Source organism: Paraoerskovia marina (genome assembly GCF_900105445.1).
Classification (GTDB): Bacteria; Actinomycetota; Actinomycetes; order Actinomycetales; family Cellulomonadaceae; genus Paraoerskovia; species Paraoerskovia marina.
On sequence record NZ_LT629776.1, the window covers coordinates 1,228,193 to 1,242,808 of the forward strand.

The following is a 14,616-nucleotide window of genomic DNA, read 5'->3' on the forward strand; positions in this document are numbered from 1 at the left end:
CGGTGGGGCCCTCGTCGTACCGTCTCAGAGCGCCTGGATGATCTTCTCGACCTGGTCCTTGGCGTCTCCGAAGAGCATGGACGTGTTGTCCTTGAAGAACAGCGGGTTCTGGACGCCGGCGTATCCGGTGGCCATCGACCGCTTGAAGACGACGACCTTCTTCGCGTCCCAGACGGTGAGCACAGGCATCCCGGCGATGGGGGAGCTCGGGTCGTCGAGGGCGGCCGGGTTGACCGTGTCGTTCGCCCCGATGACGAGCACGACGTCCGTGTCCGCGAGGTCAGGGTTGACCTCGTCCATCTCCAGCACGATGTCGTACGGCACGCGAGCCTCCGCGAGCAGCACGTTCATGTGCCCGGGGAGGCGTCCGGCCACGGGGTGGACCCCGAAGCGCACGTCGACCCCCTGCGCCCGCAGACGCCCGACCAGGTCGGCCACGGGGTACTGGGCCTTGGCGACGGCCATGCCGTACCCGGGGGTGATGACGACGCGCTCTGCGTCCTGCAGGAGCGCGGCGACGTCGGCGGCGTCGGTCTCGTGGTGCTCGCCGTCCACCGCGGCCGCCGGTGCTGCGCCGGAGGCGGCTCCGTAGCCGCCGAGGATGACGGAGATGAACGAGCGGTTCATCGCGCGGCACATGATGTAGCTGAGGATCGCGCCCGAGGAGCCGACCAGTGCACCGGTGATGATCAGCAGGTCGTTGCTCAGCATGAAGCCGGCGGCCGCGGCGGCCCAGCCGGAGTAGCTGTTGAGCATGGAGACGACGACGGGCATGTCACCGCCGCCGATCGCGGCCACGAGGTGCCAGCCGAGCAGCAGCGCGATCACGGTCATCAGCAGCAGCGGCACCACGGAGCCGGTGGCGAGGAACCACCACAGGAGTCCGGCAGACGCGACCAGCGCCGCGACGTTCAGGATGTTGCGGCCGGGCAGAGTCAGCGGTGCGCTCGAGATCTTCGCGGAGAGCTTGAGATAGGCGACGATCGACCCGGTGAACGTCACGGCTCCGATGAGCACGCCGAGGTAGACCTCGACGAGGTGCGCGGGGTCGCCGGGCTCGGTCATGTACGAGTTGAACCCGACGAGCACGGCGGCGAGGCCGACGAAGCTGTGCAGGACGGCGATGAGCTCGGGCATCTGCGTCATCTCGACGCTGCGCGCCCGCCAGAGCCCGACGCTCGCGCCGACGGCGAACACGACGGCGATCAGCGTGAGCGTCACGGCGACGGGTCGCTCGCTCTGGTCGGCTGCGAGCAGGACGGTCGCGACGAGCGCGAGAGCCATTCCGGCCATCCCGAGCATGGTGCCGCGCTTGGCGGACTCCTGCCGGTTGAGCCCGGCGAGGCTGAGCACGAAGAGGACGGCGGCGACGACGTACGTGGCCTGGGCGAGGGAGGTCAGGGTCATCTCAGGCGTCCTTCCGGAACATGGCGAGCATCCGGTAGGCGACGGCGAAGCCACCAAAGATGTTGATCGACGCCACGGTGGCGGCGACGCACGCGAGGATGGTGACGAGCAGGTTGTCGCTCCCGATCTGCAGGAGCGCACCGACGATGATGATCCCGGAGATCGCGTTGGTCTGCGCCATCAGGGGCGTGTGCAGGGAGTGGGAGACCTGCGAGATCACGTAGTACCCGACGATCGTGGCGAGGACGAGGACCGTCGCGTGCCCGACGACGTCGGGCGGGGAGTAGGAGAGCGCCAGGATCAGCAGGACGGCGGCGAGCGCCCCGCCGACGAGGTTGCGTCGGGACCGGCGCTCCTTGGCCTCCTGGGCGGCGTGCGCCTGCGCGGCCGGGTCGACCGGGGGTGGCGTCTCCTCGGCGGGCTCGGTCACCGGGGCCGCAGACACCTGCACGGGCGGCGGCGGCCACAGGGTCTCGCCGGCGTGGGTGACCGTCATGCCGCGCTGGACGACGTCCTCGAGGTCGAGGGTGAGCTCGCCGTCCTTCTCGGGCGTGAGCAGAGCCATCAGGTGGACGATGTTCGTCCCGAGCAGCTGGGCGGTGTGCTGCGGCATGCGCGACGTGAGGTCGGTGGCACCGATGATCACGACGCCGTTCTCCGTGACCACGCGCTCGCCGGGGACGGTCAGCTCGCAGTTGCCCCCGCCGGACGCGGCGAGGTCCACGATCACGCTGCCGGGACGCATGCCGGCGACCATCTCGGCGGTGATGGTCGTCGGTGCGGAGCCTCGCACCAGGGCCGTGGTGATCACGACGTCGGCGCGCGCGGACTCCTCGGCGTACATCGTGCGGGTGAGCGCCTCCTGCTCCTCGGTTAGCGCGCTGGCGTACCCGTCGGAGCTCACCTCCTGCTGGGCCTGCGCCGCCTGGACGAAGGTCGCACCCATCGACTCGATCTGCTCGCCCACCTCGGGACGCACGTCGAACGCCCGGACCTGTGCGCCGAGGCTCGCGGCGGTGCCGAGAGCGGCAAGGCCCGCCACGCCGGCCCCGATGACGAACACGTCGGCCGGCGGGGTCTTGCCGGCGGCGGTGACCTGGCCCCCGAACATCGCCCCGTACTCCGTCGCGGCCTCGACGACCGCGCGGTACCCGGCGACGTTCGAGAGCGTGCTGAGCACGTCGAGCGACTGCGCCCGCGAGATCCGGGGCACGGCGTCCAGCGCCATCGCCGTGACCTCCTGGGCGCGGAGCTGTTCGACGAGAGCGGGGCGGCTCGCGGGGCTGAGCATCGAGATGAGAGTCGCGCCCGGTCGGAGGCGCGCGACGTCGTCCGGCTCCGGCGGGTTCACGGCCGTCACGACGTCCGCGCTCCAGGCGCCCGCGGTGTCGGTGACGGACGCGCCCGCCTCGACGTACGCGTCGTCGGCCAGGTGGGCGAGGTCGCCCGCCCCGGACTCGACGACGACGTCGTACCCGAGGTCGACAAGCTGTGCGACGGTCCGCGGCGTGGCGGCGACGAGCCGCTCACCGGGCCGATGTTCGCGGGGGACACCGATTCTCATGAGATCCACGCTCCCGTTCTGCGCCGTTGCCGCCGGCGCTGGTGCGGACGGAGGTTCGACGTGCTCGACTGCCAGGCGAATAGTAAAGGACTTCCCATGTCGGCCGGGTGTCCATTGCAGGATGCGAGACAAGCACGGGGGAGATTACGATTCTTCAGGTCGAGAGTAGAGGGGCCAGGAAGATGGACTTTGCGTTTTCGCGACGTTCGGCCACCTCCCGCACGCTTCGTGTCCTCGTCGCACCGGACGCCTTCAAGGGCACCCTCGCCGCCGACGAGGCCGCGCGTGCGATGGCGGAGGGCGTCCTCGCGGCCGCACCAGACGCGGAGGTGCTGACCCTCCCCATGGCGGACGGGGGTGAGGGCACGCTCCGGGCGTTCGTCGTCGCGTCGACCGCAGATCCCTCTGCGGACGCCGTCGAGCTCGTTCCTGTCGAGACGGTCGACGCGCTCGGGCGCCCGTGCACGGCTCGATGGGGCCGGGCGGGACGGGTCGCGGTCGTCGAGCTCGCGGAGGCGAGCGGGCTCCCCGGTGTCACGGACCGCCCGTTCGATCCCGTCCACGCGTCGACCGAGGGCACGGGTGTGCTGGTCCGTGCCGCGCTGGACGCCGGGTCGCGGGAGATCCTGCTGGGGCTGGGCGGCTCCGCCTCCGTCGACGGCGGTGCCGGGGTCCTCCGTGCGCTCGGCGTGCGGATCATCGACCGCCGCGGCGCGGAGGTCCCTCCCGGCGGTGCTGGCCTGCTCCGGGCCTCCGAGCTCGACCTCGACGCGCTGGACGCCCGGGCGTCGGCAGCACGCTGGCGGCTCGCCGTTGACGTGACGAACCCCCTCGCCGGTCCGCAGGGTGCTGCGCGGGTCTTCGGGCCGCAGAAGGGCGCGACGCCGCAGGACGTGGTGCTGCTCGACGAGGCCCTCGGTCGGTGGGCCGACGTGCTGGAGGGGGCGACGGGTGTCCGCGTCCACGACCTGGCAGGGGCGGGGGCAGCCGGTGGTGTGCCTGCGGGACTGGTCGCGGTGCTCGGGGCGGAGATCGAGCCGGGCGCGGAGCTCGTCGCCGACGCGCTCGGCATCCCCGGTGCGATGGAGCTGGCCGACCTCGTCCTGACCGGCGAGGGGCGGATCGACGAGTCCTCGTTGCAGGGCAAGGTGGTCGGGACGCTCGCGGCCCTGGCCTCGCGGACGGCCGACCCGCCGCCGGTGGTCGTCCTGACTGGTCGCGTCGGACTGCCGTTGACCGACGCGGTGGCGGGAGGCGTGACGCACGTCGTGGAGCTCGAGCCGTCGCACGGGTCCACCGTCGACGAGCTTCGCGCACGGACCCCCGGTCTGCTGCGGGAGCAGTCCGAGGTCCTCGTGCGCGAGATCCTGCGTCGTCCCTGACCTGGCAGGTGTACCGCTACCCCTCCGTCGCGGGGACGACGTCGTAGGTCAGATAGGCGAACTGGGCCCGCCGGGTCACGTCGGCGAGCCGCAGCCGGCTCGCCTCGACCCGTCGCGGGAGCAGCGGGGCGCCCCCGCCGAGCGTCACCGGTGCGACGGCGACGACGATCTGGTCCAGCGCACCGGCGTCCAGGAACTGTCCCGCCAGGTCCCCACCGCCCACGACCCACACGTCCTTGTCGCCTGCCGCCGACCAGATCGAGGGCAGCGTGTCGACGACGTCGCCGCGCACCACCCGGACGTCGGCTCCGTCGGGCGTGGGGAGGTCGCGCGACGAGAAGACGAAGGTCGGCACCGCGCCGTACAGCGTCTGCCACCGCTCGGGCTCCGTGAGCAACTTCTCCTGGTCGACGACCCAGGAGTAGGTCGTCGACCCCTCGACGAGGGCGCCGACCTGCGCGTAGAACTCGCCGAAGAACGCGTCGGCCTCGTCCCCGCCGTCGTCGACGGCGAACAGCCAGTCCAGCGCACCGCCCTCGTCGGCGATGAACCCGTCGAGGCTGGAGGCGGTGTAGAAGACGGTGCGAGGCATCTGCCCAGGCTAGACGACGGCGACCCGGTCAGTCGGTGACGGCGAACGCGTCGATCTCGACGAGCATCTCCTCGCGCGGCAGACCTGTCATGACCGTGGTGCGGCTCGGCAGCACCCCGCCGGGGCTGTGCTTCTCGACGAACTCCCCGTAGGCCTCGTTCATCGCCGCGAAGTCCTCGCGCTTGGTCAGGTACACGCGCAGCATGACGACGTCGTCGAACGTGGCACCGGACGCCTCGACGATCGCACGGACGTTCTCCAGGGTGCGGGTGGTCTGGGCGGCCACGTCGCCGGGGAAGAGGTACTCGCTCGTCGCGGGGTCCACGGGCCCCTGGCCCGAGACCTGGACGAACGGCCCCTTGCGGACACCCTGGTGGAACGTGTGCGCCGGCGCGGGGGCGTCGGGCGTGGACAGAGCGGTCTTGGTCATCGGATCTCCTCGGTGTGTGGGGGTCAGAAGTCGAACGTGACGAGCTCGAGCACCTCGTCGGGGGCGCCGTCGCAGGCGCTGTCGCCGCCGGAGTCGTCGCCGCGGATCACCGCGCCGGTGCGCCACCGGTCGAGAAGCGTGCACGGGTGGGAGATCCCGAGCCCGACGACGTCGCCGGGGCGCACGTGCGCGGTGGTGGGGGTGCGGTCGGCGGGGGAGTCGTCGAGTCGCAGGTACAGGTGCTGGTCGTTGATCCCCGTGACGGTCGCGCCGCGCAGCTCCTGCGGCGCGGACCACGTGTCGTCGGCCAGGGTTCGCAGCCACAGCGGTGTGGGGAGGTCGATGTCGTCGGCGACGTCGCGGCGCCCGACGTTGCAGATCGCCAGCCCGGGTTCGGGGACGGAGACGACCTGGGTCCACACGGTGGCCGCCGCATGCATGGGACTCCGTGCGGGCAGACGGTCCCAGGGGTCCATCCGTGCGCAGTACCCGTGGTCGTGGATGACGTAGGCGCCCGAGCGCACGACGACGCGGGTGGGGTGCTCGCGCCCGTCCGGCGTGGTCACGGGGCCAGGGAGCTCCGCGAGGACGACGTCGAGGTACGACGACCCTCCCGCGCTGACGACGACGGGGGTGTCGTCCGGGACGAGGCGGTCGCGCACCATCGCCGTGGCGACCTCGCGCAGGCGACCGCACCACGCGGCGACGGCGTCGAGGTCTTCCGGCCCGGTGCCGTGGACCACGCTGCCCTCGTAGCCGGCAGCGCCCAGCAGCCGCAGGCCCGAGGCGGCCACGGCTCGCGCCAGGTCGCCCGCCTCCGCGGCGGAACGGACGCCCGTCCGCCCCTCGGGAACGCCCACCTCGACGAGGACGCCCAGGCGCGCCAGCACGTCGTCGTGCGCCCCGCTGAACGCGCGGGACAGGAGACCGACGCCCTCGGTCGAGTCGACGTAGAGCCAGACCTCGAACGGGGTCCCGCCCGGCCGCAACGACTCCTCGAGCTCCCGGCGCAGCCACCGTAGCTCGCGGGGGTCCGTCAGCTCGTTGGCGAGGAAGAGGTTCTCCCGGCCCCAGGAGCGGGCCGTCCGCAGCTGGCCGGGGGTAGCGACGGTCAGGCCACGGGCGCCGGCCGCGAGCTGGCGGGCAGAGATCTGCCGGGACATCGTCGTCTTGACGTGCGGCGCGTGCTCGACGCCGAACGCCGCGCACGTCTGGGCCATCAACGCGATGTTGTGGTTCAGCGCCGTGTCGTCGAGGGTCAGCAGCGGCCACGCGAACGGGTCATCGACGATCCGGGGCTGGTCCGCCAGCAGGGCGGCAGCCGCGTGATCGCGGTCCAGGCGGAGCCCCTTGGTGCGGGGGCCGACGACGATCGTCACGGGGAAGTTCCTTCTCTCTCGGGTGCACGACGACCCTCCGGACGAAGCGCACGGCCGGGAAGTTCGCCCGTCAGGTGCCCGTCCCGGAGGACTCGGACCCCGCCCACGAGCACGTCCTCGACACCCACGGCCGGGCGGCGCGGGGCGTCGTAGGTCGCGACGTCCTGCACCTCGTCGGGGTTGACGAGCGCCAGGTCGGCGACGGATCCAGGAACCAGCCTCCCACGTCCCGCGAGTCCGAACCTCGCGGCCGGGCGCGTCGAGAGGTGATGGCGGGCCTCGGACCATGTCCAGTCGCCGCGGACACGGACGTGCTCGGCGAGGAAGCGCGCGAACGTGCCCCACCCCCGCGGGTGCGGCATCCCGCCACCGTAGATCGCGTCCGACCCGCCGACGTGCGCCGGGTGGCGCAGCAGCGCCCGCACCGACTCGGCCGAGTTCGTCGCCGGCTGCGCGAACACGCAGCCGGCGCGCAGCCCGGACGAGACCAGCAGCTCGACCGCGGCCTGCGCGGGAGAGAGGCCCAGCTCGGCGGCGACCGCCGGGAGCGAGAGTCCCTCCGACCAGCGCAGGGGTCCGGGGACGTTCGCCATCGTCACCCGCTCCCACAGGTCGGCGAGACCCGGGAAGTGCTCCCGGTGCAGACGGTCCAGCACGGCCGGGTCCCCGAGCATCCGCACCGCCCGCTCGCGGTCGGCGACCGGCAGCCACGTCGGGAGGGCCACCATCGACAGGATCGAGCAGCCGCGCAGGTACGGGTACGAGTCGAAGGTGACGTCGAGACCTCGCGCCAGCGCGTCGTCGACGTACGACGCGAGCTCGGCCGCCGGGCCGTGGTAGTGCGAGACGTGGGTGCCCACCCCCGAGGCCGACGCGATCCGCATCAGCTCGGCGAACGCCGTACCAGCCCGGTCCTCGTAGCCGCGCATGTGGCTCACGTGCGGGAGACCGCGGGCCGCGGCGACGCGGGCGACCGCCACGAGCTCCGCCTCGTCCGCATAGGCCGCCGGGACGTACTCCAGCCCGGTGGACACGCCGCACGCGCCGTCGTCGAACGCCTGCTCGGTCAGAGCGACGATCCGGGCGAGCTCGTCGGCGCTCGCGGGCCGGTCGGCGTTGCCCGTGACGGCGTAGCGGACCGTTCCGTGGGGGACCAGCGTCGCGACGTTGATCGGCGTGGTGCCGTCATAGGTGGCGAGAAGCTCCGCGATCCCGCCGCCGGAAAACGTCGGGTGGTCGCCGTTGATCGCCGCGAAGTAGCCGGAGGCCCAGCGGCCCGCGTCGGGGCGTCCGTCGCCGTCGGGGTGGGACGGGTCCGCCGTGGGGGCGAAGGACACGCCGTCCTGGCCGACCACGATGCTGGTGACGCCCTGACGGAGCATGACGTGCTGGACGTCCTCGTCCAGCACCGCAGCCTCGCCGTGGACGTGGGCGTCGACGAAGCCCGGCATCGCCACGCGGCCGGCCGCGTCCAGGACCCGGACGCCCGCGGGCACGCGCATCGCCCCCGACGGGGCCACCTGCGTGACGGTCCCGTCGACGATCGAGAGGTCCGCCGGCGCCGACAGGCCGGTGGGGGACGTCTCGTGCGGGAGGACGGCACCGCGGACCAGCAGCGTCGAGCTTGGTGCACTCATCCGCGCTCTCCGGTCTCGTTGCCCTCGTCGTCCTCGCGCCAACCGCCCGCGCCGGACCACCCGGCCGCCGCCATCTCGGCGGCGAGGTCGCGGGGGAATCCCTGCACACCGGGTCGTGTCTGCCAGGGGTGCGGGCCGTCGAGCGGCCGGTACTCGACGCCCGCGGCGTCGAGCCGGGGCAGGTGGTGGGTGCGCAGGCGTGCCATGAACTCCGCTGACACGGCGCTCCCGGGGCTGCGGTCGGTCGGAGGCGACCAGACCGCCTCGGCGAACGCGGCGAGGCGCGGCCAGGCCGTGTAGTCGACCCGGCGCGGGGAGTCGAGGTACTCGGCCCAGACCTCCGCCTGGCCCCCGAGGAGCAGGCCGACCCCCGGTCCGCCAGGCTCGGCGGAGGGGTCGAGCATGGGGTGCTCGGCCAGGAGCTCGGGGGGAAGCGGGTCGAACGCGAGCACGTCCTCGACCGTCCGGACGAACCCGGCGGGGATCGGCTCGTCCTCCCGGTCGGAGGCCCGGTGGTCGAGGTAGACCACCTGTTCCGGCGCCATCACGACGTCGTGGCCCGCCTCGAGCGCCCGGGCTCCCGCGGCGAGTCCGCGCCAGGAGGTGACGACGGCGTCGTCGGGCAGGAGGGGGCCGAACCCCTCGTCCCACACGATCGCACGGCGACCGCGTGCTGAGACGTGCCGGGCGAGCCCGGCGAGGAACCACCCGTGGAGCGCGGCGACGTCGGGCAGGCCCAGGCGCTCGGCCCGCGCGACGATCTCGGTGTTCTGCCGCCACAGGCTCGTCGGCACCTCGTCGCCGCCGATCGCGATCCACGGTGAGTCGAAGATCTCCAAGACCTCGTCGAGCACGTGGCCGAAGAACTCGAGGGTCGCCTCGGACGGGTCGAGGACCTCCGTGCTGACCCCCCAGGTGGTGCGGACGCTGTGCGGCTGCTTGCGCGTCCCCAGCTCGGGGTAGGCCGCGACGGCCGCCTCGACGTGGCCGGGCACGTCGATCTCGGGCACGACCGTGACGCCGCGGGCCCTCGCGTAGGCGACGATCTCCCGCAGGTCGTCCTGGGTGTAGAAGCCGCCGTGGGGCCGGCCGTCGAACACGCCCGCACGCCAGGTGCCCACGTTCGACTCGGTGCGCCACCCTCCGACCTCGGTAAGGCGCGGGTAGCGCTCGATCTGGACGCGCCAGCCCTGGTCGTCGGTCAGGTGCAGCTGCAGGACGTTGAGGTGGTGCGCCGCCGCGAGGTCGACGAACCGCAGCACCTCGCGGGTGGGCAGGAAGTGCCGCGCGACGTCGAGCAGCACCCCACGCCACGCGAAGCGCGGGTGGTCCTCGACCTCGCACGCGGGGATCTCGAGCCGGGTGCCGGGCAGTGCCGTGGCCCGGAACGCGCGGGGCCCGGCGAGCTGGCGCAGGGTCTGCACCGCGGCGAGGGCTCCGGCCGCGTCCGGCGCCGTGACGTGCACGGCGTCGGTGGTCACCGCGAGGTGGTACCCGCCCGCGGCGACGGTGGACCCCTCCGCGACGTCGAAACGGACGTGCGGTGCCCGCAGCGAACCGGTGGGGTCGACGCTCTCCGGTGCCGAGGGGCCGTCGCTCCGGACCGACACGTCGACGTCGAAGGCCGTCGCGACGTCGTGCGCCCAGCGTCGCGCCGCGAGGGCGAGCGTCGGCGCGGCGGCCACGTCGACCCGGCCCGTCGGGGCCCAGACGCCGACGGCGCGGCGGAAGTTCGCAGGGGCGGGGACAAGGCCGGGGTCGTCGTCGAGAGGCACGGCCACGAGCGTAGACGACTGACGGGCATTCGGTAGGCCTCCACGCAAAACCTTTCACCCCTCGATCCGTGCGCAAGTCACGCAAGCGGCTTGCGTCCTCCTGTAGTGTCGTGAGCATGTCGAGACGTCTGGCCGAGGTGGCCGCCAAGGTGGGTGTCAGCGAGGCGACCGTGAGTCGCGTCCTGAACGGGAAGCCGGGGGTCTCGCAGGCGACACGCGACTCCGTCCTGACCGCGCTGGACGTGCTCGGGTACGAGCGGCCGACCAAGCTGCGCGGTGAGCGCGGCAGGCTCGTGGGGCTCGTGCTGCCCGAGCTCGCGAACCCGATCTTCCCGGCGCTCGCCGAGGTCATCGGCGGTGCACTCGCCCAGCAGGGCTACACCCCGGTGCTGTGCACCCGCAGCGCGGGCGGGATCAGCGAGTCAGAGTACATCGACCTGCTGCTGACCCAGCAGGTCTCCGGGGTGATCTTCGCCGGCGGCCTGTACTCGGAGCGTGCGGCCGACCACGCGCACTACGAACGTCTGAGCGCGCTCAACCTTCCGGTCGTCCTGATCAACGCCTCGATCGAGGAGCTCGACTTCCCGCAGGTCTCGTGCGACGACCTCATCGCGATGCACCAGGCTCTGGGGCACGTGATCTCGCTGGGGCACCGCCGGATCGGCTTTCTTCTGGGGCCCGCGGACCACGTGCCCTCGGAGCGGAAGCTGGCCGCGGCGCACGAGTTCGCCGAGCGTCGGGGCGTCGTTCTCGACCCGGACCTGATCGTCCACAGCCAGTACTCGTTGGAGAGCGGGCAGGCTGCCGCGACCCGGCTCGTCGAGCGCGGGGCGACCGCGGTGGTCGCGGCCAGCGACCCGCTCGCGCTCGGAGCGGTGCGGGCGGCGCGTCGCGTCGGGCTGCAGGTGCCCCACGACGTCTCGGTGGTCGGCTACGACGACTCGGCGCTGATGAACCTGACCGACCCGGCGCTCACGACCGTGCGGCAGCCGATCGACGCGATGGGTCGCGCGGCCGTGGACCTGCTGGCGGCGATGGTCGGTGGCGGCGACGTCTCGAGGGACGAGCTGCTCTTCGAGCCGGAGCTGGTGGTCCGCGGGTCGACGGCGGCCGCCCCGGCCTCCACGGGTCCCTGACGGCCGCACCGCCTCCGCAGAGCCGTCCTGTCCCTCCGGGCAGGGCGGCTTCGTCGTCTCCGTAGCAAAGTTGAGTATCAAAGGTCGCAGTTGTGTAACGCTGCTGTTGAGTTCTTGCGTTGAATCTGTCAGCTGATTACTGTGACCAACATGACGACGACGTCCCGCGACGCCACCTGGTGGCGCAACGCAGTGATCTACCAGGTGTATCCGCGCAGCTTCGCCGACGGGAACGGGGACGGCACCGGAGACCTCCGCGGACTCCGCGAGCGGCTGCCCTACCTGCGCGACCTCGGGGTCGACGCGATGTGGCTCACGCCCTGGTACCTCTCGCCGCTCGCCGACGGCGGGTACGACGTCCAGGACTACCGGGCGATCGACCCCGCCTTCGGGACGCTCGCCGAGGCCGAGGCGCTGATCGGCGAGGCTCGCGAGCACGGGATCCGCACGATCATCGACGTCGTGCCCAACCACGTCTCCTCTGAGCACCCGTGGTTCCGGGCCGCGCTCGACTCCGCGCCGGGGTCGCGGGAACGTGAGCGCTTCTGGTTCAGGGACGGCACGGGTGCCGACGGCGACGAGATGCCGACGCAGTGGGTCTCCAGCTTCCAGGGGTCGACGTGGACGCGGACCACGAATCCCGACGGGACGCCGGGGCAGTGGTACCTGCACCTGTTCACCCCCGAGCAGCCCGACCTGAACTGGACCGACGACGAGGTCCGGCGCGAGCACGAGGACGTGCTGCGCTTCTGGTTCGACCGTGGCGTGGCCGGGATCCGGATCGACTCCGCCGCGCTCCCCGCCAAGGACCCGACGTTCCCCGAGCTGCCCGAGACCTTCACCGACGGGTCGCACCCGCACCTGGACCGCGACGAGCTGCACGACATCTACCGGTCCTGGCGCGCGGTCGCCGACGAGTACGAGGAACCCGGCGTGCTCGTCGGCGAGATCTGGCTCCCGGACCCCGCGCGGTTCGCCCAGTACCTGCGTCCGGACGAGATGCACACGGCGTTCAACTTCGACTTCATGACCCGGCCGTGGAACGGCAAGCAGCTGCACGAGGCGATCCGGACGACGCTCGAGGCGCACGCCCCCGTCGGTGCGCCGGCGACCTGGGTGCTCTCGAACCACGACATCACGCGTCCCGTGACACGCTACGGCCGCGAGGACACGTCGTTCGACTTCCTCAAGAAGCGGTTCGGCACACCGACGGACCTCGCCCTCGGCGAGCGCCGTGCGCGGGCCGCCGCGCTCCTGACCGCGGCGCTGCCCGGGTCGCTCTACATCTATCAGGGGGACGAGCTCGGGCTGCCCGAGGTCGAGGTTCCTCGCTCGGCCATCCAGGACCCGATGCACTTTCGTTCGGAGGGTGTCGACCCCGGGCGTGACGGGTGCCGGGTCCCGCTCCCGTGGACCCGGTCGGGCGTCAACGCAGGCTTCTCCCCGGACGGCGCGACGGCGGAGCCCTGGCTCCCGCTCCCCGACGGGTGGGAGGAGCGGTCCGTCGAGGCCCAGCAGGACGACCCCGGCTCGATGCTCTCGCTGTACCGCTCGGCGCTCGCGGTGCGACGCCGCGACCCCGGTCTCGCGTCCGAGGCGTTCGCCTGGGTGGAGACGCCGTCCGACGACGTCATCGCCTTCGCGCGTGGCGACCACCTGGTCTGCGTCGCCAACCTCGGGGCAGACCCGGTCCCGCTGCCCGACGGCGCCGAGGTCGTCCTGGCGAGCGCCGAGCTCGTCGACGGCCAGGTTCCTCCGGACACCGTCGCCTGGTACCGCCCCTGACCACGTTCTCTCGACCGCACGACCACCCTGTCCGCAGCACGACCGCACCGACCGTCGGTACGGAACCGATCAAGGAGTGACGATGACGTCATCACGCCGCACACTGGCTCTCACCCTCGTGGGCGCCCTGACCCTGTCCGCCCTCGCAGCCTGCAGCTCGTCCGACGACGAGGCCGCCGAGGGCGACACCGCCGCCACCGACGAGGCCGTGACCATCCAGGTGGCCATGGACGAGGGGCTCGAGCAGGGAGCGATCGACGCGTTCAACGAGCGCATCGAGCAGTTCGAGTCCGAGCACGAGAACATCACGGTCGAGGCCCAGGAGTACAACTGGGTGGGCACGACCTTCACGGCCGACCTCGCCGGCGGCACGCTGCCCGACGTCTTCACGGTGCCGTTCACGGACGGGCGCGGACTCATCGAGCGTCAGCAGATCGCCGACGTGTCCGAGCAGATCGCGGAGCTCCTGTACGCCGGGGACTTCAGCGAGACCGTCGCCTCGGCCGGGCAGGACGCGGACGGAAAGCAGTGGCTCGTCCCCATCGCCGCCTACGGTCAGGGCCTGCACTACAACCGTGCGCTGTTCGAGGAGGCGGGGCTCGACCCCGACGCTCCTCCGACGACGTGGGACGGCATCCAGGAGGCGGCCCGGACGATCTCGGAGAAGACGGGTCAGGCCGGCTACGCCGAGATGACCACCTCCAACACCGGCGGCTGGATCCTCACCACGCTGGTCTACTCGCTGGGGGGCCGTGCCGAGAGCGTCGACGGGGAGACCACGACGGCGACGATCAACACGCCGGAGTACACCGAGGCGCTCGAGATGCTGCGGTCGATGCGCTGGGAGGACGACTCGATGGGGTCGAACTTCAACCATGACTGGGGCACGAGCCACGCCGACTTCGCCGCGGGCAAGATCGGGATGTTCATCTCGGGCGGGGGCGACTACGGCAACCTCGTGACCCAGAACGCGATGCCCGAGGCCGACTACGGCGTCACCGTCCTGCCGCTCGAGGGCAGCGACCCCGCAGTGCTCGGTGGCGGCACCCTGGCCGCGGTGAACGCCAAGGCCACGCCCGCCGAGCAGGCGGCAGCCGTCGAGTGGATCGACTTCTACTACATGGAGAAGCTCACCGACGAGGACGCCGCCGTCGCGGACGCCCAGGTCACCGCCGACCAGGGCCAGCCGGTCGGCGCGCCCGTCCTGCCGGTCTTCGACAAGGCGACGTACGACGAGTCGCAGGAGTGGATCGCGGACTACATCAACGTCCCGCTCGAGCAGTTCGCCCCGTACTCCGACAACATCTACGACCAGCCGCTCGCCGCCGAGCCGCCGGTCGCCACGCAGGACCTGTACGCGGCGCTCGACCCCGTGGTCCAGGCGGTCCTGACCGACGAGGACGCCGACATCGACCAGCTGCTCTCCGACGCGGAGACGAACATCCAGGGAATCATCGACGCCTCCTGACCGGTCCGGCCGCCCCAGATCCCCGGGGCGGCCGGTGCTGTCCCCTCCGCCGCGCTGCCGA

At 72.2% G+C, this 14,616-nt stretch carries 11 protein-coding genes; 4 read left to right on the top strand and 7 right to left on the bottom strand.

Annotated elements, in window-relative coordinates:
- Positions 1-24 precede the first annotated feature (24 nt).
- Positions 25-1,407 (bottom strand): Re/Si-specific NAD(P)(+) transhydrogenase subunit beta, encoded by a 1,383-nt coding sequence (gene pntB / locus BLU20_RS05545; RefSeq protein ID WP_029253068.1) that lies wholly within the window; start codon positions 1,405-1,407, stop codon positions 25-27.
- A 1-nt stretch (position 1,408) separates the two neighbouring features.
- Complete coding sequence (locus tag BLU20_RS05550; RefSeq protein ID WP_083371892.1) at positions 1,409-2,971, bottom strand: Re/Si-specific NAD(P)(+) transhydrogenase subunit alpha; 1,563 nt, start codon at positions 2,969-2,971, stop codon at positions 1,409-1,411.
- 182 nt (positions 2,972-3,153) lie between these two features.
- Here BLU20_RS05550 and BLU20_RS05555 point away from each other — a divergent pair, with 182 nt between their 5' ends.
- Positions 3,154-4,353: a glycerate kinase gene (locus BLU20_RS05555; protein ID WP_083371893.1), complete on the top strand. Its 1,200-nt coding sequence runs from the start codon at positions 3,154-3,156 to the stop codon at positions 4,351-4,353.
- A gap of 16 nt (positions 4,354-4,369) precedes the next feature.
- Here the strand turns inward: BLU20_RS05555 and BLU20_RS05560 are convergent, their stop codons facing one another.
- The 5 genes from BLU20_RS05560 to BLU20_RS05580 are packed head-to-tail and all read right to left on the bottom strand — an operon-like array spanning position 4,370 to position 10,166.
- Positions 4,370-4,945 (bottom strand): dihydrofolate reductase family protein, encoded by a 576-nt coding sequence (locus BLU20_RS05560; RefSeq protein ID WP_083371894.1) that lies wholly within the window; start codon positions 4,943-4,945, stop codon positions 4,370-4,372.
- A 28-nt stretch (positions 4,946-4,973) separates the two neighbouring features.
- Positions 4,974-5,375 carry a RidA family protein gene (locus BLU20_RS05565; RefSeq protein ID WP_029253073.1) on the bottom strand — a complete coding sequence of 134 codons (402 nt, stop codon included), beginning with the start codon at positions 5,373-5,375 and terminating at the stop codon, positions 4,974-4,976.
- 23 nt (positions 5,376-5,398) lie between these two features.
- Entirely contained in the window at positions 5,399-6,754 is a 1,356-nt protein-coding gene (locus BLU20_RS05570; RefSeq protein ID WP_231959314.1) for a type III PLP-dependent enzyme domain-containing protein, read from the bottom strand.
- The gene (locus BLU20_RS05575) at positions 6,751-8,391 is read right to left on the bottom strand and encodes an N-acyl-D-amino-acid deacylase family protein (RefSeq protein ID WP_083371895.1); all 1,641 of its coding nucleotides are present in this window, start codon (positions 8,389-8,391) and stop codon (positions 6,751-6,753) included. The genes BLU20_RS05570 and BLU20_RS05575 overlap by 4 nt, the downstream gene beginning before the upstream one ends.
- A complete protein-coding gene (locus tag BLU20_RS05580; RefSeq protein ID WP_083372928.1) occupies positions 8,388-10,166 on the bottom strand; it encodes a beta-N-acetylhexosaminidase in 1,779 nt (592 codons plus the stop codon). The genes BLU20_RS05575 and BLU20_RS05580 overlap by 4 nt, the downstream gene beginning before the upstream one ends.
- 116 nt (positions 10,167-10,282) lie before the next feature.
- Here BLU20_RS05580 and BLU20_RS05585 point away from each other — a divergent pair, with 116 nt between their 5' ends.
- The 3 genes from BLU20_RS05585 to BLU20_RS05595 all read left to right on the top strand — a co-directional run bounded on the left by BLU20_RS05585 (position 10,283) and on the right by BLU20_RS05595 (position 14,555).
- Positions 10,283-11,302, top strand: a complete 1,020-nt coding sequence (locus BLU20_RS05585) for a LacI family DNA-binding transcriptional regulator (protein WP_029253077.1) — start codon at positions 10,283-10,285, stop codon at positions 11,300-11,302.
- 150 nt (positions 11,303-11,452) lie between these two features.
- Positions 11,453-13,087, top strand: coding sequence for a glycoside hydrolase family 13 protein (locus tag BLU20_RS05590; RefSeq protein WP_083372929.1), 1,635 nt, complete (start codon positions 11,453-11,455; stop codon positions 13,085-13,087).
- A gap of 82 nt (positions 13,088-13,169) precedes the next feature.
- A complete protein-coding gene (locus BLU20_RS05595) occupies positions 13,170-14,555 on the top strand; it encodes an ABC transporter substrate-binding protein (protein WP_083371896.1) in 1,386 nt (461 codons plus the stop codon).
- Positions 14,556-14,616 lie beyond the last annotated feature (61 nt).

Coding starts and splice junctions, on each gene's coding strand:
- BLU20_RS05560 (WP_083371894.1), bottom strand. CDS start 4,945: ATGCCTCGCACCGTCTTCTACACCGCCTCCAGCCTCGACGGGTTCATC.
- pntB (WP_029253068.1), bottom strand. CDS start 1,407: ATGACCCTGACCTCCCTCGCCCAGGCCACGTACGTCGTCGCCGCCGTC.
- BLU20_RS05565 (WP_029253073.1), bottom strand. CDS start 5,375: ATGACCAAGACCGCTCTGTCCACGCCCGACGCCCCCGCGCCGGCGCAC.
- BLU20_RS05595 (WP_083371896.1), top strand. CDS start 13,170: ATGACGTCATCACGCCGCACACTGGCTCTCACCCTCGTGGGCGCCCTG.
- BLU20_RS05590 (WP_083372929.1), top strand. CDS start 11,453: ATGACGACGACGTCCCGCGACGCCACCTGGTGGCGCAACGCAGTGATC.
- BLU20_RS05555 (WP_083371893.1), top strand. CDS start 3,154: ATGGACTTTGCGTTTTCGCGACGTTCGGCCACCTCCCGCACGCTTCGT.
- BLU20_RS05575 (WP_083371895.1), bottom strand. CDS start 8,391: ATGAGTGCACCAAGCTCGACGCTGCTGGTCCGCGGTGCCGTCCTCCCG.
- BLU20_RS05585 (WP_029253077.1), top strand. CDS start 10,283: ATGTCGAGACGTCTGGCCGAGGTGGCCGCCAAGGTGGGTGTCAGCGAG.
- BLU20_RS05550 (WP_083371892.1), bottom strand. CDS start 2,971: ATGAGAATCGGTGTCCCCCGCGAACATCGGCCCGGTGAGCGGCTCGTC.